This window comes from Antrihabitans stalagmiti (genome assembly GCF_016482825.1).
Taxonomy (GTDB): Bacteria; Actinomycetota; Actinomycetes; order Mycobacteriales; family Mycobacteriaceae; genus Antrihabitans; species Antrihabitans stalagmiti.
On the sequence record NZ_JAEMNV010000002.1, the window covers coordinates 695,695 to 715,962 of the forward strand.

At 64.4% G+C, this 20,268-nt stretch carries 4 protein-coding genes; all 4 read right to left on the minus strand.

Going from position 1 to position 20,268, the window contains the following annotated elements; all coding sequences use genetic code 11:
• Window positions 1–27: 27 nt before the first annotated feature.
• Window positions 28–16,713, minus strand: coding sequence for a non-ribosomal peptide synthetase (locus tag JGU71_RS07540; RefSeq protein WP_199703388.1), 16,686 nt, complete (start codon window positions 16,711–16,713; stop codon window positions 28–30).
• A 536-nt stretch (window positions 16,714–17,249) separates the two neighbouring features.
• Window positions 17,250–18,599 (minus strand): HNH endonuclease signature motif containing protein, encoded by a 1,350-nt coding sequence (locus tag JGU71_RS07545; protein ID WP_199703389.1) that lies wholly within the window; start codon window positions 18,597–18,599, stop codon window positions 17,250–17,252.
• A 46-nt stretch (window positions 18,600–18,645) separates the two neighbouring features.
• Complete coding sequence (locus JGU71_RS07550) at window positions 18,646–19,908, minus strand: hypothetical protein (RefSeq protein ID WP_199703390.1); 1,263 nt, start codon at window positions 19,906–19,908, stop codon at window positions 18,646–18,648.
• A gap of 18 nt (window positions 19,909–19,926) precedes the next feature.
• Window positions 19,927–20,235, minus strand: coding sequence for a hypothetical protein (locus JGU71_RS07555; RefSeq protein WP_199703391.1), 309 nt, complete (start codon window positions 20,233–20,235; stop codon window positions 19,927–19,929).
• Window positions 20,236–20,268 lie beyond the last annotated feature (33 nt).

Consider the following 20,268-nt stretch of genomic DNA (forward strand, 5'->3'; position numbering starts at 1 on the left):
ACGGAGCGTAGCGGCCGAGTGTTAAATCTAGGTGGCCAGCCAATCGGGAAGACTTCCCGCAAACTCCACGACGTCGTAATTTCCACCCAAACTCACGTCGGCAGCGTGTGCATTGTCACCAATTGCCACTACGGCAACCAAATCCGGTAGCTCAGGTGCGGTGACCCCGCTCAACAGCTCGACGCTCGCGAAAAGGTGTGTCACCCAATCCTGTTCGAGTACATCGCCGAGATCGGAGCCGTCGGATTCGACCTCCGCGACGACCAAGGCAGCGCCGGTGGTCCCCGCGAGCACGAACTCGACGACAGCCGCTGGCGAATTCACCCCGCCGACATAAAGCAGACGTGAGTCGTAGTCGACGGCCAAGGTGGCACGGGCACGATCGACCACCGTAGCCAGCGAGTCGAACGACACGACCAGACCTGTGTCGGTTCCCGCCCCGACGACAATTGCCGGATCGTCTCCGCGCAGTGGCCTGAGGCGGTTCGCGTAGGTGATCGGTCGTGCGGACTGCTCGGCAATCTGCGTTGCCGTCTCGTCGTCGTCGAGAACCACCCACGTTGTCACACCGGCCGGGCCGGCTACACCGTCGAGCGACGCCCGGTACGCGGCCCTTGTTACTCCGATGGGCGTGCCGACTCCACTCGACGCGACCTCCGCGTGCGCAGGATCCACAGCGACGATTGCCGCGCCGGCTTTCAACACCGCCCAGCCTGCGATCACCGAGTCGACGCTCCGATCCAGTGCGACCAGCACACCCGACCCCGGACCGCTGCCGTGTTCGATCAGCACGCGCGCCAACTGCGACGACCGCTGATCCAGTTCCTGATACGACACCTCGTCTTCGCCGATGGCCAATGCCGGTGCGTCGGGACCGTCTTCGACAGCCGACACCAACTGCTGAGTCAGCGTGGTTCCCGACGACGATTCGGTCGGCGCCGCAGTTGCCGTGACGGCGCGATCGGCTGCCGCCAGCTGTTCCCGTTCGGCAGCGTCGAAGATGTCGATGTCACCGACGGTTGCATCCGGGTTGTTTCCGACGGTTTCGAAAATGCGGACCAGTCTGCGGCCGAAGCCGGCCGCTGTCGACTCGTCGAAGAGATCCTTCGCGTAGGTGAAGATCGCGTCGAGTTCGCCGGGGCTGCCGTCCTCGTTGTGCCTGCCCTCGATCGTCAGCTGCAGGTCGAACTTGGCTGCGAGGTCGCCGGTGTCCAGCGCGCTGACGCTCAGGCCCGGCAATTCGAGATGGACCGGTTCGAGGTTCTGGAAAGCCATCGCGACCTGGAACAGCGGGTGATACGACTGCGCGCGGGCCGCACCGAGTTCGTCGACGAGCTCCTCGAAGGGCAAGTCGGCGTTGGCAAACGCGGACAGGTCGGCGTCGCGAGCCTGATCGACGACCGCGCTGAAGCCCGCGGCAAGGTCGATCCGGGTCCGCAGCGTCAACGTATTGACGAACATGCCGACCAGATCGTCGAGCGCTTGCTCGCCTCGACCCGCGATCGGGGTGCCGATCGAGATGTCCGTCGTACCCGACATCCGCGCCAACATCACGGCAAGACCGGCGTGCACGACCATGAACAGCGATGCGTTGTGCGCGTGGGCAATTGCGACCAACTGTGCATGCACCTCGGCAGGCACGGTGAACGCGACCGACCCACCAGCCATCGTCGGCTGTACCGGACGCGGCCGATCGCTCGGCAACGCCAACTGATCGGGCGCTCCCGCGAGGGCCTGCTTCCAGTACGCCAGCTGCGCGGCCGCAATCGAGCCCTCCTGGTCGACCGTGCCGACCAGCTCTCGTTGCCAGAGTGTGTAATCCGCGTACTGCACTTCGAGCGGACTGCCTTCCGGCGCTCCTCCAGCCACACGCGCGGCGTAGGCAACCATCATGTCCCGTGCAAGCGGTGCCATCGAAGCACCGTCCGCCGAGATGTGATGGACAACCATCGCGAAGACATACTCGCCTGGCGCTACCCGGTAGAGCTTCGCCCGCAGCGGTGCACGTTCGGCAACGTCGAAGCCGCGCGAGACCAACTCGACGATGCTCGGATACACATCGGAGTCGTCGATGACGGACAGTTCCAGTCCGGCAATCACCTCCGCTGCCCCGAGGATGTCCTGATACGGCACAACATCTTCGACGGGATACCTCGTGCGCAACGACTCGTGTCGTTCGATCACGTCACCGATCGCGAGTATCAGCGCCTCGACGTTCAGGTCACCGGACAGCTTGATCGCCAGCGGGATGTTGTACGCCGCCGAATCCGGATCGATTCGGTTCAACACCCACATCCGTTGCTGCGCAAGCGACAACGGCACGTGGTCGGGCCGATCGACCCGCGCCGGGCCGCGCCGGACGCCACCACCCGATCCTCGGACGACCCGCGCCGCGAGCGCCCCCACCGACGGCGATTCGAACAACTCACGTACGCCGAGTTGCGCGTCGAGTGCTTCGTTCAGTCTGGCGACCGCCCGCGTCGCGACGAGCGAGTTACCGCCGAGGGAGAAGAAGTCGTCGTCGACCCCGACCCTCTCCGCGCCGAGCAGTGTCGCGAACACCTCGGCGACAGTCTGCTCGATCGGCGTTCCCGGCTCGCGGAACACCGTGTCGCTCACGAACTCCGGTGCAGGCAGCGCGTTGCGGTCGAGCTTGCCGTTCGGTGTCAGCGGCAAAGCCTCCAGTGCGACCAACACATCGGGAACCATGTATCCGGTCAGGAAGCCGCCGACGAAAGTACGAAGTTCGGCGGTATCGATCGCCGCGTGACGTCCCGCCTCGGGCACGACGTACCCGATGAGACGTTGGCCTGCATGCTCGTCCGTTCTGATCAACGCGACAGCTTGCGCGATCCCGTCGTAGCGCAGCAAGGCGGATTCGATTTCGCCGAGCTCGATCCGGAATCCGCGCAGCTGCACCTGCTGGTCACTGCGGCCCGCATACTCCAACTGCCCGTTGGCATTCCAGCGGGCGACGTCGCCGGTGCGGTACATCCTGGTTCCGGCAGGTCCGAACGGGTTCGCGACGAAGCGGCCGGCGGTCAGTCCTGTTCGTCCGAGATAACCACGGGACAACTGCTGCCCCGTCACGTACATCTCGCCGGGCACGCCGACGGGGACCTGCCGCAATCGTGAATCGAGAACGTAGACACCGAGTCCGGGCAGGCCGGTTCCGATGACACTCGACGACGTCTCCTGCGCCAGTTTGCGATCCAACTCGAGATAGGACACGTGGACCGTTGTCTCGGTGATGCCGTACATGTTCACCAGACGCGGAGCATCGTCCGCGTGCCGTTCGTACCAGCGCCGCAGCTGGCGTAGGTCGAGCGCTTCGCCTCCGAACACGATGTAACGCAGCGCAAGATCGTCGGACGGATTCGCACGATCCGCTTCGGCAAGCTGATAGAACGCCGACGGCGTCTGGTTGAGCACCGTCACCTGTTCCCGACGTAGCAGGTTCAGGAACTGATCGGGCGAGCGTGAGGTGAGGTAGTCGACGACAACGACCGATCCGCCGGTCGCGAGCGCCGCCCAGATCTCCCACACCGAGAAGTCGAACGCGAAGGAGTGGAACAGCGTCCATACATCGTTTTCGTCGAAACCGAAGGCGGGCTGTGCATTCGAGAACAACTCGACAACGTTGCGGTGCGCTACCGCAACACCCTTCGGCACACCCGTCGATCCCGACGTGTAAATGACATATGCCGTGTTGTCCGGTCGGAGCGGACGCAACCGCTCGTCGTCACTGATCACGGCCGACGAGAATTCCGACAACTCGAGCGAATCGATGGCAAGAGTTGGGACATCCGTCGACGGCACCTTCTCCTGCTCCGACGACGTCGTCAGGATGCATGCCGGTGCGGCATCGGACAGGACGAATTCCAACCGCTGCTTCGGGTACGTCACGTCGATCGGCAGATAGCCTGCGCCCGTTTCGATGACGGCAAGCAGCGCGACGATCAGCTCGGCAGACCGTTCGATTGCGACGGCGACCAGCGTCTCAGGACCGACGCCCTCGGCAATCAGCCTCCGCGCCAACCGGTTGGCTTGCGCGGACAGCTCTCCGTAGGTCGTCGACGTTCCGTCGAATCGAACTGCAACAGCGTCGGGACGAAGTCGAACCTGCTCGTCGATCAGTTCGACCAGAGTCGCTCCCATCGCGCCGTGTGCCGCGCTAGGTCCAGGTAGCAAAGCCAGTTCGGCCGCACTCAGCAGCTCGATATCGCCGACGGCCCGACGCGATTCGGCTGCGACAGCACCCAGAATGGTGGCGAATCGCTGCGCGAAGGTACTGACCGTCTGCTCTTCGAACAGGTCTGTCGCATAACTGATCACACCGGACAGTCCGGAGCCTGCGATGTCGTCACCGACTTCGGCGAGTGTGAACTGCAGATCGAATTTGGCTACAGGCACGTCGAATTCGACGCCCGACACGGCCAGACCCGGCAGGTCCAACGAAGGTGACGACATGTTCTGGAACGCCAGCGCGACCTGGAACAGCGGATGCCGCGCGGCGGAACGATCCGGATCGAGTTGTTCGACCAGCCGCTCGAACGGCACATCGGCGTGCCCGAAGGCCCGAACGTCGGTCTCACGAACGTCGGCAAGCAACGCCTCGAACGGAGCGGCGGGATCGATGTCGGTGCGCAACACCAGGGTGTTCACGAACATGCCGACAAGTCGGTCGAGTTCCGCCTCGCCACGGCCCGCGATCGGGGTACCGATCGTGATGTCTCGTGTTCCGGACAGCCGCGCAAGGAGTACAGCCAGCGCCGCGTGCACGACCATGAACAGCGTCGAGTTCTGTTTGCGCGCAATCTCGTTGAGCCGCTGATGCACCTCCGCAGAGATCTCGAAGGCAACGTTCGCACCGCGGTAGCTCGAGGTTGCAGGGCGCACGTGATCGGTCGGCAGATCGAGTTGCTCGGGCAGCTCGGCCAACTCGGAGGTCCAGTAGGACAGTTGCTCGGCTAGTAGCGATCCTTCGTCGGTTTCGTTGCCGAGCAGAGCGCGCTGCCACAGCGAGTAGTCCGCGTACTGCACTGCGAGCGGCGGCCATTCGACGTCACGACCATGCGACCGCTCGACATACGCGACCATCACGTCGCGCGTCAACGGCGCCATGGAGAAGCCGTCGGCCGAGATGTGATGCACAACGAACACGAGCACGAACTCGCGCTCCGAGCACTGCAGCAGCTCTACTCGGAACGGCGGCGCCACAGTCACATCGAAGCCCGCAGAGATGAGCGAGGCGATACGAGCAGGTACGTCCGCTTCGGCAACGGCCACCACATCGAGCTGCGGATGCACATCGGAGCGCGGTGAAATCCGTTGCCAGCCTTCACCGTCGAACTCCGGATAGCTGGTCCGCAGCACTTCGTGTCGATCGACGAGATCACCGATCGCGAGCCGCAGTGCGTCGACGTCCAAATCACCGGACAGCCGGACCGCCACCGGAATGTTGTACGCAGCGGACTCCGGCTCGAAGCGATTGAGGAACCACATCCGTTGCTGCGCAAGAGACAACGGCACCCGGTCGGGGCGCGGCTGCGCCGTCAGCGGAGTTCTGCCACCGGATCCGGAATGCTTCTCGACCAGCGCGGCAAGCCTGCCGACAGTCGGACCTTCGAACAGCACTCGCACCGGCACCTGCGTGTCGAGCGCAGCGCCGACCCGAGCTGCCACGTGCGTCGCGAGCAGGGAGTTGCCGCCAAGCGCGAAGAACGAATCGTCGACTCCGACCCGCTGCAGCCCGAGCACCTCGGCGAACACGTCCGCGATCGCTTGCTCCACAGGCGAACTCGGCGCCCTGAAGGCGGCCTCGCTGACGAAAACCGGCGCAGGCAGCGCTTTTCGATCCAACTTGCCGCTCGGATTCAGCGGCATCGCATCGAGCACAAGCAGGGTCGACGGCACCATGTAGACCGGCAGATCGCCTGCGATGGCGTCGGTCAGCGCTGCCGGATCGAGATCGGCACCGGCATCAGCGACGACATAGCCGACCAGCTGATCACCCAGCGCCGAATCCGCATGCACGATGACGGCGGATTGCCGCACACCCGATTGCCTGAGCAGAGCCGTTTCGATCTCACCCAGCTCGATTCGCAGACCACGAACCTTCACCTGGAAGTCGGTGCGCCCGAGGTACTGCAGGTCACCGGCTGCACTCCAGCGCACCAGGTCACCGGTCCGGTACAGGCGAGAACCACTCTCTCCGTACGGGTTCGCCACGAACCGATCGGACGTCAGGTCAGCCCGACCGAAGTAGCCGCGCGCAACCTGGCGACCAGCGAGATACAACTCTCCCGCGACACCGACCGGAACCGGATGCAGGCGCTCGTCGAGAACCAACGCCTGTGCGTTCCAGACCGGTCCGCCCATCGGCACCGACGACACGGTGTCGTCGTCGACAGCTCGATGGGTCGCATGGACGGTGAACTCCGTGGGGCCGTAGAGGTTGAATGCCGCGGCAGAACTGACTCGGCGTAGCGCCGCAACCGTCGCACCGGGAAGTGCCTCACCGGCAATCAACACCGTTCGAAGCGAATCGATCTGTCCGGCAGCGACACTCGCTACGAACACCGACAGCATCGACGGCACGAACGATGTCATCGTGACACCTTCGGCGGCGATGACGTCGGCGAGATAGACGGGATCACGGTGGCCGTCGGGGGTCGCAACAACAAGTCGACCACCTGTGACGAGCGTTCCGAACAGTTCCCAGACCGAGACGTCGAACGTCGACGGAGTCTTCTGCAAGACCACGTCGGACGATCCGAGTCCGTATTCGGTTGTGATCCAGAGCAACTGGTTGACCACCGAGCCGTGGCTGACAGCCACGCCCTTCGGCCGGCCAGTGGAACCCGACGTGAAGATCACGTATGCGGCGTTCGACGGCCGCAGGGGCGCGAGCCGATCACCGTCGGTGAGCACAGCATCGGAGAACGCAGCGAGATCGACGGTGTCGACGCTGATGACAGGAACGTCGACCGCGACTGCCACACCGTCTGCGGCGGTCGTCAACACACAGATCGGTGCCGCCGTATCGAGGACGTAACCCGTGCGCTCGGCGGGATGGTCGGGGTCGAGCGGAACATAGGCGCCACCGGCTTGCAACACCGCATACATCGCGACAACCATGTCGACCGAGCGCCGCATACCAAGTGCCACAAGAGATTCCGGTCCGACACCCTGCGATATCAGGTACCGCGCCAGCCGGTTCACACGAGCGGCGAACTCGGCGTAGGTGAGCGACTCCGTACCGAACGTCACCGCAACCGCATCGGGTGTGGCCGCGACCTGCTTGTCGAACAACGACACCACAGTCGCAGCCTCGTCGACAGCGTGCTCGGTCGCGTTGAAGCCCTCGAGCACCAGCGCCCGCTCGTCGGCGTCGAGCAACTCGATGTCACCGACCGCGACGGCAGGATTCTCGACAACGGTCTCGACGATCCGCAGCAGCTTCGCACCGAGCGCAGCAACGGCGGACTCGTCGAACAAATCGTTCAAGTACTGGAACGTGAATTCGAGCTCTGCACCGAGCACTGCGAGCAGGGTCAGCGGGTAGTGCGTCACCGTCGTCATGTCGACGCCCGTGACGCGCATACCCTCGATGGAGTTGGCGGCCGCAATGCCTGCGGTGTCGACGGGGTAGGACTCGTACACGAGCAGAGTGTCGAACTCCGCTGCTGCGCCGACCGCGTCATGGATCTGGGCAAGGCCGACATACTGGTGCGCCAGCAGGTCGGACTGATCACGTTGCAGACCGTCGAGTGTGTCAGCCGCCGAGCGGCCCGAATTCAGTTGCACCCGAACCGGAACCGTATTGATGAACAGACCGACCATCGACTCGACACCGGCGAGTTCGGGCGAACGTCCCGAGACGGTGGTGCCGAAGACGACGTCGTCGCGACCGGTGTAGCGGCCGAGCAGTAGCCCCCAGACGAACTGCACGACCGTGTTGACCGTGACCCCACGATCCGCTGCGAACGCGGTGAGCCGCGACGTTGTCGCCGAATCGAGCGCGAAGGTGTACTCGCCTGAGAGCGTTGCGATTTCACGTCCCGGCTCTACCGGCGCCAACGATGTCGGCTCGACGACCCCCGCGAGGGCGGTACGCCAGGCCTCGAGGGATTCGGCCTCGTCCTGCGCGGCGAGCCAGGCCAGGTAGTTGCGGTAGGACCGCACGGCAGGCAACACAGTCGCGTCGCCCGACGTTGCGTAGAGGACCAAGAGATCCTTCATCAGCAACGGCATCGACCAGCCGTCGAGGAGGATGTGATGGTTCGTCACTATCAGGCGGAAGTTGCCCTCGCCCAACGACACCATCGTGAACCGGATGAGCGGCGGACTCGCCAGATCGAAGCGATCCTTTCGATCCTGCTCCAGGATGTCTTCGAACTCCGCGTCCTGGTCTGCTGCACTGCTCAGATCCACTTCAGCCCACGGGATGGCTATGGCTACGGTTTCGAGCACGATCTGAACGGGCGACCCACCGGAACCCGTGACGAACGCTGTCCGAAGATTCGCGTGCAGATCGAGCAGAGCCTGGCCTGCCGTCCTGAGGCGCTTTCGATCGACGGCGCCTTCGAGCTTCAGCACTACCTGCGACGTGTAGACGTCCACAGAGGCCGCGGCGAGAGAGGCGTGGAAGAGGAAGCCCGCCTGCAACGGTGAGAGCGGCCAGATGTCGCTTACTGCGGGGAACTGCTTCTCCCACAGTTCGATATCGGTCTGAACGGTCCGCGCGAGCGGAACGTCCGACGGTGTCAGTCCTGCCGCACCCGGCAGTTGCGCGGCCGTGACGATCGACTCGAGTGCAGTCCGCCAGAGTGTGGCGAGTTCGTCGACCGCCGCTTCGTCGAGCAGTGTCGAGGGATAGGCGAACGTCGCCGAAAGCGAGCCGCCGACCACGATCGCGTTGATGTCCACAGCGGCCATCGCGGGCATGTCCGAATCCGGCAGCGCCGGTACATCTCCGAGGTCCGATGCCGGAATCCAGCCCAACTCTCCGACGCCCTCCGGCAGATCCGCTGCGGAGATTCGGCCGAGATAGTTGAACCCGATCTGGCCGGGAACCCTGTCGGGAAGCGACGGTGCGGAGTCCGCATCGAGGTACCGCAGCAAGCCGTAGCCGATGCCGTTGTCCGGAACCACACGCAGTTGCTCCTTGACCGCCTTCAGCGCAGTCGCAGCCGAGAGTCCACCCGCGAGTGCATCGTCGAGGTCGATCCCGTCGACGTCGACGCTGACCGGATACACGGACGTGAACCAGCCGACCGTGCGGGAGATGTCGGCGCCGGGCGCGACGCCCTCCTCACGACCGTGCCCTTCGAGCCTGATCAGTGCTGCCGTCGAATCGACCCCTCGATTTGCCCGCCACTTCGCCAACGCGAGACCCAATGCGGCAAGCAGTGCATCGTTGACTCCCCCGCGGAACGCTTCCGGCACCACGGTGAGCAAGGCCTCGGTGACGTCGGCCGCCAGCTGCACCCGAACGGATTGCACCGTCGCCGCAGTATCGATCAGCGGATCGAAGGCTCTGTCACCGAGAGCCGGGTCGGCAGTCGCGGAAATCTGCTGCCACACCGGCAGTTCTGCCCTGCGAGCAGGTTCTTGCGCGGCGTCGGCGAGTGCATGGGCCCAGCGGCGCACCGACGTGCCTACCGCTGGCAACGTCGGTGTCGCTCCGGCACTGATCTGCGCCCATGCCGCCACAAAATCCGGGATCAGGATGCGCCACGACACACCATCGACGATGAGGTGATGAGCAACGACGATGAGTCGGCCCTTGCCACCGAGCGCGTCGGAAGGATCGAGCCACACGAACTGCAGGACAACCCCTGCCGCCGGATCGAGCCGCGTGAGAGCAGCCTCCGTCGCTTCGGCCGCGAGCGACTCGAGGTTGTCGGCACCGAATTCGACGCGCTGCACCAAACTCGCAGCCTCGACCGACCCGACCGGCAACACCTCGAGGTGCCACTGCCCGTCCGCGTCCGCGAACAAGCGCGAGCGCAACATGTCGTGATGGTCGACGACTGCGCCGATCGTCGACACAACGCCGTCGCTGTCGATACCGGCCGGAAGTTCCAGTGTCAAAGTCTGATTGAACCGATCGAATCTGCCACGGTCGACCATGTACCGCACCACTGGGAGCAGCGGCAGCTCTCCAACGCCCCCGCCGTCGAGTTCGGCGAGCACAGTCGCAGGACCAGCGTCGGCCGCGGACGCCACGGCAGCAAGGCCCGCAACAGTGCGGTGCTCGAACACATCCCGCGGACTGAAGACAATGCCACGAGCCTTGGCGCGTGAGACAACCTGGATCGACACGATACTGTCGCCGCCCAACGCGAAGAACGAATCGTCGACACCGACCCGTGGCAAACCGAGTACCTCGGCGAACACCTCGGCGATCGTCTGTTCGGTCGGATTGCGCGGGGCCCGGAAGTCGGTCGCACCTTCGAATACAGGTGCCGGCAACGCTTTACGGTCGAGCTTGCCGCTGGGGTTCAGGGGCATCGTGTCGAGCACAAGCACCTTCGCAGGCACCATGTAGCCGGGTAGCTCGCGCGCAACGTCGTTGATCAGTGCGGTCGGGTCGAGGTCGACGCCCGCCGCCGCGACGACGTAGCCGACCAGTTGGTCGCCGATGTGCTCGTCGGAGTACACGATCACCGCGGCCTGACGGACGGAATCGTGCCGCGAGAGTGTCGTCTCGATCTCACCGAGCTCGATCCGCAGTCCACGGACCTTCACCTGGAAGTCGGTGCGGCCCAAGTACTGCAGCGCACCGGCCTTGTTCCAGCGCACCAGGTCGCCGGTTCGGTAAAGCCGCGAGCCTGCGGGTCCGAAGGGGTTGGCGATGAAACGGTCCGACGTCAGGTCGGGTCGGCCGTAGTAACCGCGCGCCAATTGCGTTCCAGCCATGTACAGCTCACCGGCAACACCGACCGGAGCCGGCCGAAGTCGTTCGTCGAGCACAAGGGCTTGCGCGTTCCACACGGCACGGCCGATCGGAACCGCGCCGTGTTCGGAACCGTCGATCGCGTAATGCGTTGCATGCACGGTGAATTCGGTCGGGCCGTACAGGTTGTAGGCGCCAGCAGAGGACACGGCCCGCAACTCGGCAACGGTCGATTCTACCAAGGCTTCGCCCGCGATCAGCACTGCTCGAAGCGATATCACCGATTCGGCCGACACATTCTCGGCGAATACCGACAACATCGACGGCACGAACGACGTCATCGTGACGCCCTCTGCCGCAATCACTGCTGCAAGATAGTCGGGATCGCGGTGGCCGTCGGGGGCAGCAATAACCAGCCGACCGCCGGTGATCAACGTGCCGAACAACTCCCACACGGACACATCGAAGGTGACCGGTGTCTTCTGCAGCACGACATCCGCAGGCCCGATGCCGTACTCCGCCGTAATCCAGAGCAGTTGATTGACAACCGAAGCATGGCTGACCGCAACACCTTTGGGCCGACCGGTCGAACCCGAGGTGAACAGCACATACGCCGAGTTGGCAGGCCGCAGCGGCGCGATACGGTCCGCGTCGGTTACCGGCCCAGGCGAGAAGGTCGATACGTCCAGTTCGTCGATGTGCAGAACCGGCACATCGGTCTCAGCGGCGAAACCGTCCGCGCTGACAGTCAGCACGCAGACCGGTGCCGCTGTCTCCACCACGTATCCGGTTCGTTCGGCAGGGTGATCAGGATCGAGCGGCACGTACCCACCGCCGGCCTTCGCAACGGCATACATTGCGACGAGCAGTTCGGTCGAGCGTCGCATACCGAGTGCGACGAGAGATTCGGGTCCGACACCGATCGAAATCAGATGACGCGCAAGCTGATTCACGCGCTTGTCGAACTCGGCATAGGTCAGTGATTCCTGACCGAACGTCACTGCAACGACGTCAGGGGTAGAGCTCACCTGCGCATCGAACAACGAGACGATGGTCGCGGCCGGATCGACAGGGTTCGCGGTCGCGTTGAACTCGTCCACTACGAGAGCGCGCTCCGCTGCATCCAGGAGATCGATATCGGCAACTGCCACAGCGGGATCCGCGACGATTGCTTCCAGAATCCGAGTTACCTTCAACGCGAGTGCGACGACGTCGGACTCGTCGTACAGGTCGCTCAGATACTGGAAAGTGAATTCGAGTTCGCCGCTCAGCACGGCCAGCAAGGTCAGCGGGTAGTGGGTGATCGTCGTCATGTCGACACCGGTGATCGCCATACCGTCGATGGTGTTCGCCGCCGCAATTCCTGCGGTGTCCACCGGATAGGACTCGAACACGAGCAACGAATCGAACTCCGCGCCGACGCCTGCTGCCGCATGTATCTGCGCGAGCCCGAGATAGTGGTGGCCGAGCAGATCGGCCTGTTCGGCCTGCACCCGCGACAGCAGGTCCGCCGCGGACTCGGTCGGCTGATATTGCACGCGAACCGGAATCGTGTTGATGAACAGTCCGACCATCGACTCGACACCCGACAGCTCCGGCGGTCGACCGGAAACCGTTGCACCGAAAACGACGTCGTCGCGGCCGGTCAGGCGGCTCAGCAGAATTCCCCACACCACCTGCACGACGGTATTGACCGTGACACCGAGCTCGGCAGCGAGCGTCACCAGCCGCGCGGTCGTCTGCTCGTTCAGCTCGAAGCGGTATTCACCTGAGAGACTGGTGATTTCGCGGCCACGCTCGATCGGAGCGACCATGGTCGGGTCGGTGACACCCGCCAATGCGGAGCGCCACGTGTTCACCGACGCGTCGAGATCTTGATCGGCGAGCCATGCGAGATAGTTGCGGTACGGGCGAACCGGCGGCAGAACCGACGAGTCACCTGACGCCGCATACAGGAACAGCAGGTCCTTCATCAGCAGAGGCATCGACCAGCCGTCGAGCAGAATGTGATGGTTCGTCACAACCAGGCGGAAGTCGCCGCCACCGAGCGTCACCAGCATAAATCGGATCGCGGGCGGGTCGGCAAGGTCGAATCGCGTCGTGCGGTCGACGATCAGCAGGCGTTCGAACTCGGCGTCACGATCCGGATGGTCGGTCAGATCGACTTCGGTCCAAGGGATCTCGATCTCACTGAGGACGATCTGCACAGCCGAACCGGATTCGTCCGCGATGAAGGCCGTCCGCAGGTTCGGGTATCGATCAAGGACCGCCTGCCCTGCGTTCCGCAGCCTGTTCGAGTCGACGATTCCCTTGAGCGCCAGTACAACCTGCGCGGTGTAGACGTCGACGGAGGTGGCGGCAAGCAGCGCGTGGAACAGCAGTCCGGACTGCAGTGGCGCGAGTGGCCAAGCGTCGACAAGAGCGGGGAACTGCTCTTCCCATTGATCGATCTCGCGTTGCTGAGCGCCTTTCAGCAGCAGATCCGACGGCGTGCGACCACCCGCGACCGGGTCGGCGACATGCGTGGCGAGCGCCGAGAGCGCTTCGACCCACAGCTCCGCGAGACTCTGAACCTCCGATTCGGCGATTGCGCCAACGGGGTACGCGAAGGTGGCACGCAACGCCGCACCGGCTTCGGTTTCGGTGACGATCGCGTTGATGTCGATGGTCTTGTTCGCCGGCATGTCGGCGTCGCCCGGAGCATTCAAACTGCCGAGGTCGCCCGCTGGCAGCCAGCCGAGATCGCCCATACCCGAAGGGATATCGCCCGCCGAGATTCGACCAAGGTAGTTGAAGCTGATCTGCCCCGAACCCTTGCCCGACAACTCGGCCCCGGTTGCCTCGTTGAGGAACCGCAGCATGCCGAATCCCATGCCCGAGTCCGGCACCGAGAGCAGCTGCTCCTTGACCGCCTTGACCGCAGTACCGACCGCATCAGCGCCCGCGAACGCGGCGTCGAGGTCGATGCCGCCGACGTCGAGCCGGACCGGGTACACACTGGTGAACCAACCGACCGTGCGCGAAAGGTCCGCGCCGGGAACGACGTCTTCTTCGCGGCCATGACCTTCCAGTTGCAGCAACGTCGACGTTTCCGTTACGCCGCGCTTGCGCCGCCACTGTGCAACCGCCAGCGCAAGCGCTGTGACGAGGCCGTCGTTGACGCCGCCGTAGAAGCGGTCGGGTACCACCGTCAGAACTGCTTTGGTCACCTCGACCGGCACGGCGACCTCGAGCCGCTCGACAGTCGACACCGTATCGATCGCGTTGTCGAACGGTCGACTACCCAGTGTGGGGTCGGGGCCGTCGAGGATCGACTGCCACAGCGCAAGTTCGGCTGTCCGTGTCTGACTCGCTGCTTCTTCGGCCAGGCCGTGTGCCCAACGGCGTAGTGACGTTCCAACCGGCGCCAATTCCGGTCGTGCGCCTGCGGACACCTGTGCCCATGCTGATACGAAGTCCGGCACCAGGATTCGCCAGGAAACTCCGTCTACGACGAGGTGGTGCGCGACGACCAGCAACCGCCCCGACCTGGTCGCGCCGAAGTCCAGCCACACGAACTGCACCATCACGCCGGCTTCGGGATCCAGCCTGCCGAGCGCCGAGTCGAACTCCGCGGAGGCTCTTTCGGCGAACTCGTCGTCGGAGGTGCTCTCCGACAATTCGACCCGGTGCACCCACGGACCGACGTCGACGGCGTTGGGTTCCGCGACGTCCATTCCCCAGCCACGTTCGTCGGAGATCAGGCGCGAACGCAGCACATCGTGCTTGTCGACAACCGCTGCGATGGTCGACACGACGCCGATCCGGTCGATTCCGGCGGGCAGTTCCAACGGAATCGTCTGGTTGTAGCGCGAGTAGCTGCCGCCGCGTTCGACCAGCAATCGCCCGAACGGGAGCAACGGCATCCAGCCGACGCCGCCACCGCTCAGCTCGACCAATTCCTTTGCAGCAGTTGCCGAGTCGGCGGATTCGGCGACTGCCGCGAGACCAGCGACGGTGCGATGCTCGAAGACGTCGCGCGGTGTGAAGACAACTCCACGTGCCTTCGCACGTGACACGACCTGGATCGACACGATGCTGTCGCCGCCGAGTGAGAAGAACGAGTCGTCCACGCCGACCTGGCTCACCCCGAGCACTTCGGCGAACACGTCCGCAATGGTCTGTTCGACGGGCGTGCGCGGCGCCCTGAACTCGGCTTCACTGGCAAAAACCGGCGCAGGCAAAGCCTTTCGGTCGAGTTTGCCAACCGGCGTGAGCGGCACTTCGTCGAGCACCATGATCGCCGATGGCACCATGTGCCGCGGCAGGATCTCGGATACGAAGGTGATCAACTCGTCGGTATCGAGTGTATTCCCATGTGGTGCAAGTACATACGAGACCAGCGATACCGCGCCGGCGTCGCTGGTATGCCCGACCGTGACAGCGAACTCGACCTGGTCGTGCGTAGACAAAGCTGCGTCGACTTCGCCGAGTTCGATTCGGAAACCACGGATCTTCACCTGGAAGTCGTTGCGTCCCATGTACTCGATGACCCGGGAGGTCGTCCCGTCCGTCGACGTTTCGGTCACCCGAACCAAGTCGCCGGTCCGGTACATCCGGGCCCCTGGCTCCCCGAAAGGGTTGGCAACAAATCGTTCTGCGGTGAGACCCCAGCGCCCGTGGTACCCCTGAGCCAGCTGAGCACCGGCAAGATACAGCTCGCCCGCCACGCCGAGCGGTACGGGACGCAGTCGGTGATCGAGCACGAGCGTCGCCACGCCTGGAATGGCCGACCCGATCGTGATCGGCTCGCCCGGTCGCAACGGTGCGCTGCTTGTGGCGAGGATCGTTGCTTCGGTCGGTCCGTAGCCGTTGTGGAAATCGCGTCCCGAGGACCATCTGGCCACAAGTTCGGGACCGAACGAATCGCCTGCGACGACGACAACGCGCAGATCCTCCAATCCGGCCGGATCTACGGTCGCAAGGGCGCCCGGGGTGATCAACACATGACTGACCCGCTCGCTCCTCAACAGCGCGGCCAGCTCGTCGCCACCGAACGCAGTCGAAGGTGCAACGACCAGACATGCTCCCGACGTGAATGCCAGCAACAACTCGAGCACCGACACGTCGAAGCTCGGTGAACAGACATGCAGCATCCGCGAATCCGCGGTGACGCCGTAGTGCTCCCGTTCTGCCGCAGCCACCGGACCGAGTCCCGTGTGCGTCACGACGACGCCCTTCGGCAGACCTGTCGAGCCCGACGTGTAGATGATGTAAGCCGCGTCCTCGGGATGCAGCGTCCGCAGTCTGTCTCGGTACGTCACCGGAGCGTCGAGCGCCGCGTCGATGCGCGCTGACGACTCAGCGTCGTCGAGTACGAACCACGGGATCGAGTCGGGGAGGCCGTCCCGGTGCGAACCGACGGTGATACCGAGCGCGGCACCGGAATCGCCGACCATGTGCGCAATGCGGTCCGCTGGATAGGTCGGGTCGACGGGCACAAATGCACCGCCCGCTTTCGCAATTGCCCATACGGACAACACAGACTCGATCGACCGAGTAACTCCGATCGCGACAACAGTGCCTGGACCCACTCCGTCGGCGATGAGCACGCGCGCCAATCTCGACGACAAGGCGTCGAGTTCCCGGTAGGTCAGGGTCCGGCCTTCGTACGTGATCGCAGGTGCATCACCGGAGGATTCGACAGCCGCCGTCAGAAGCTGCGGCAGGAGAAGCGCACTGGACTTACGCCGCCTGGTTCCGCGCGCAGCGGGCCTTTCCCTCCGCGCTTCGCCTCGTGCCTTCCGTTCGCCTGACTCAGACGTGCTCATCGACCACACCGGAAGATGTTGCGGGAGTGGAAAGACTGCATCGAGTTGAGTCACCTTTCTGGAACGCACAGGTATGGACGCCAACCGGGCCCCCATAAGCCTCTTAAAGGCTACAGACCGGCTCCAACGCGGGGGCTCGCTTGGTCCTCGAGTTGTATCGCTGCCGGTCACCGCGGTGTTGCAAGACAAGGGTGTGAGATAGGTCCACAGTGACATTGCCGTCGCTTCGCTCGGTGACATTGCCTCCGCTTCGCTCCGGGTGTTCGCAGCCCTAAAGACACGGCCTTCCCTCCTCAACTCGCTGTGACATTGCCGTCGCTTCGCTCCGGGTGTTCGCTGCCCTTAAGACACGGCCTTCCCTCCTCGACTCGCTGCGCTCGCTCGTCAGTCCACGCCGTGCCGGGCCGCTCACGCGCTCGCTCGTCAGTCCACGCCGTGCCGGGCCGCTCACGCGCTCGCTCGTCAGTCCACGCCGTGCCGGGCCGCTCACGCGTCAGTCCACGCCGCGCCGGGCCGCTCACGCGCTGGTGCTGTGGTCATGCTGCCGCCCTGCCTGGTCCTGCTCGGTTGTGGGCGGGGACGGGTTGTCGGAACGGGTCGACAGTGGCGGGTGGAATGAACCACGGATGACCATCACCACCGATATAGACAACCCACTCCCCGTGATGGATGACCCGGTGATGATGCCCGCACAGCATGACCAGATTCACGAGATCGGTTGCGCCGCCATCGATCCAATGCTCGATGTGGTGGACCACACACCACGCCGCGGGACGGCCGCACCCCGGCATCGCGCACCCCTCGTCCCGCGCCACGACCGCTCGGCGTTGTTTGCCCGGAACCACCCGTTCGGTACGACCGAGATTCACCGGCACATCGGAATCGTCGAGAGTGATGGCGGTGATGTCGCAGTCGCAGGCGAGCAACCGGGCGGAGACGGTGGAAAACGGACCCAGCCACGCCAAACTCACCCGACCCGCCCGGTCCAGCGTTGCCCCGGCCGCGACCTGCTCCGCGGTGGCGGGGGCGCAGCGGCAGCCGTCACAATGCCCGCCGTCGGCGAGTTCGCGGACGGAGGCTGTGAGGGCCAGGTGGGGTTTGACGCCGCCTTCGGCCGGGCCGGCTCCGGAGCCGAGGTAGGCGTCGAGCAGCTCGCCGAACCCGTCCGCACGCCGCCGCGCCGGACTGCGGTCGTCGGGGGTGCCGTCCACGGCAGGCCGCGGGGCCGACAGACCGGAAAGGGCGGTGTGCAGTTTTTCGGCGGTTTCGATGTCGAAGTCGCCGCGCACGATGTGCCGTCCAGAACGGTTGCGGGTCACGGTCAGCTGGTTGCGGGTGACATCTTCGGCCATGCAGCCGTCGATGTCGGGGGTACTCAACGCAAGCAACAATTCCTGCCCGCGGGCCGCCACTTTCGACGGTGGCCCAGCGAGGGCGACGTCGAGCAGGATCTGTTCGGCCGCGGTGCGTGCGGAGGGGTCGAGGTCGGGGCAGGCGTCGTCGATTGCGGTGATCGCAGTGACGGCGGCGTGGGCGTGTTCGGCGGTGATGTCGCCGACCTGTAGGGCTGCTGCGAGTAGCGGGAGGCTGGTCAAAGCGTGGGCCAAGGCGACGGTGCGGTTAGCGTGGCCGCGGTCGAGGTGGCCGGAGTTGCTGAGCCAGGCAGCGGTGGAGGAGGCGCCTAATTGCCGGTTCAGTTCGCGACGATCGATCTCCCCGGCAGCGCGTGTGATGAACCCGTCGATGACGGCGCGGGCAGTGACCATCTCTGCGACGGAGTCGACCAGTTCTTGATCGGTGAAGTCGGCGACGTTCAGCGGTGTCAGGCGCATGACCTGCGCTGATACCTCTGCCACAACTACTGTGGTGGTCGCCCCCGATTCCATGATTAGAACATACATTCGACCACCGACAGGTTTCGAAAGGCGTTATTCAGCCCGCGGCTGCCACCTTCGCGAACGAAAGCCGCCACATCGCGACCGCAGCAACGCAGGCGACCGCGGTGGCGACCAGCACCCCGACCGCAAGGGGTCCGTAAACCTCGATCACTATCTTCGGAGGTTCGACCACGTACGCGAAGTTGGTCCTCCACTCGTACTCCGCAGGCGGAACCGGCGGCGAGATCGTGAAGTACGTCATCGCAAAGGGCACCATCGCCCCGATCAGCGCGTCGGCACGACGAGGCACGCAGGCACCAACGGCGTAGCCGACCGCAAGGGGTAGCACAGCGACATAGGCAACCTCGGGAACGCCATCGACCCAGTCGACCAACAGCCCCGAGGCCGTCACCACTGCGATGACCACCACTCCGGGAGTCGGTTTGCGCACCCGCAACCCGACAGCCAACCCGACGACGACCAACCCGAGTCGCACGCCGAGAGCAACGCCCTCCAACTGCCCGATCCACGCGACCTGACTGACGCAAGAAGCCGCCACCGCCAACCCGACCAGCACCACTCGCCCCTCGGGCAGCACACGCGCAGCCAGGATCACGCTGCCGCTAGCGACCGCAACCGCAACGGTCCAGGAGCCCACCGATGCCGCAGTCGAGCCGAGCCAAACGTAGGTAAGCAGCAAGACCGCGGCGAGCAGCGATACAACGCCCACCGATCCCCGAGCAATCAAGGCGAAACCTTCGAAACCATTGCGCCACATAGCAATAAGCAGCACAACACCGACAACCACCAATACCGATACCGGCACAGCCGGCTCCGGATAGAAAGGGCCGATACTCACCGACCAGCGTTCGACTCTGCCCCACAACGCCAATTGCACGTGAGCCGAAAACACCGCTGAGCACAACAGCCCGCCTAGCAAGCCGAGCAGCACAACACTCCGACCGTCCGCCAAACGACCTGCAGCGGCCACAATCAACCCTGCGCCCAGGCCGTTCACAGACCCCGATTGCGCCGTCGCAATGTCGACGACCGCCGGCGCAGCAAGAAGACCTGGACCAAGCAGAGCCGCACACCACGTCCATGCAACGGGCAGACGTTGCAACAACGCCAGTGCACCCACCGCCGAAACCAGCGCCAGGATCCCGACCCACTGCGGCGTCAACCACCACGGAAACGGCGAAAAGCCGCTCTCCGCCATCGTGATGTCGTACGGCTCCGAATCCACGACCGCATAACCAGCAACAAACCCACCGAGAACAGCCGCAACGATCGCGACCGCACGATCGAACCGCGTCACCCCCGACTACCCGACAAACTACTTCGGCAAAATCCCCGTGAGGTTCACGTTTTTGATCTGCGTTTCCTTGTCGGACTGCACCTGACAGAGCAGAGTGACGGCAACCATCGAGGCGTCGACCTGCGTACCGGCCGGCTCGTTGTCGCTGCCGGTGTATTCCTTCAGGAACTTGGTGATCGTCTGGCGCTGTTTGTTCTGGTCCTGCGTCGCCCATTCGTTGCAGGTGGTGTCACCGCCGTCGTTGAGCGCTACTTCGACGTCGGAACATCCGGAAAGGCAGACGGCAGCAACAGCCGCCACCGCAAAGCTCTGAGCCGAACGCTTCATCCCAGCCACCTATCTGTGCGTAGAAATCCAAAC

Excerpts from the sequence above, each read along its gene's own strand:
- JGU71_RS07540 (WP_199703388.1), bottom strand. The coding sequence starts at position 16,713 with ATGAGCACGTCTGAGTCAGGCGAACGGAAGGCACGAGGCGAAGCGCGG.
- JGU71_RS07545 (WP_199703389.1), bottom strand. The coding sequence starts at position 18,599 with ATGGAATCGGGGGCGACCACCACAGTAGTTGTGGCAGAGGTATCAGCG.
- JGU71_RS07555 (WP_199703391.1), bottom strand. The coding sequence starts at position 20,235 with ATGAAGCGTTCGGCTCAGAGCTTTGCGGTGGCGGCTGTTGCTGCCGTC.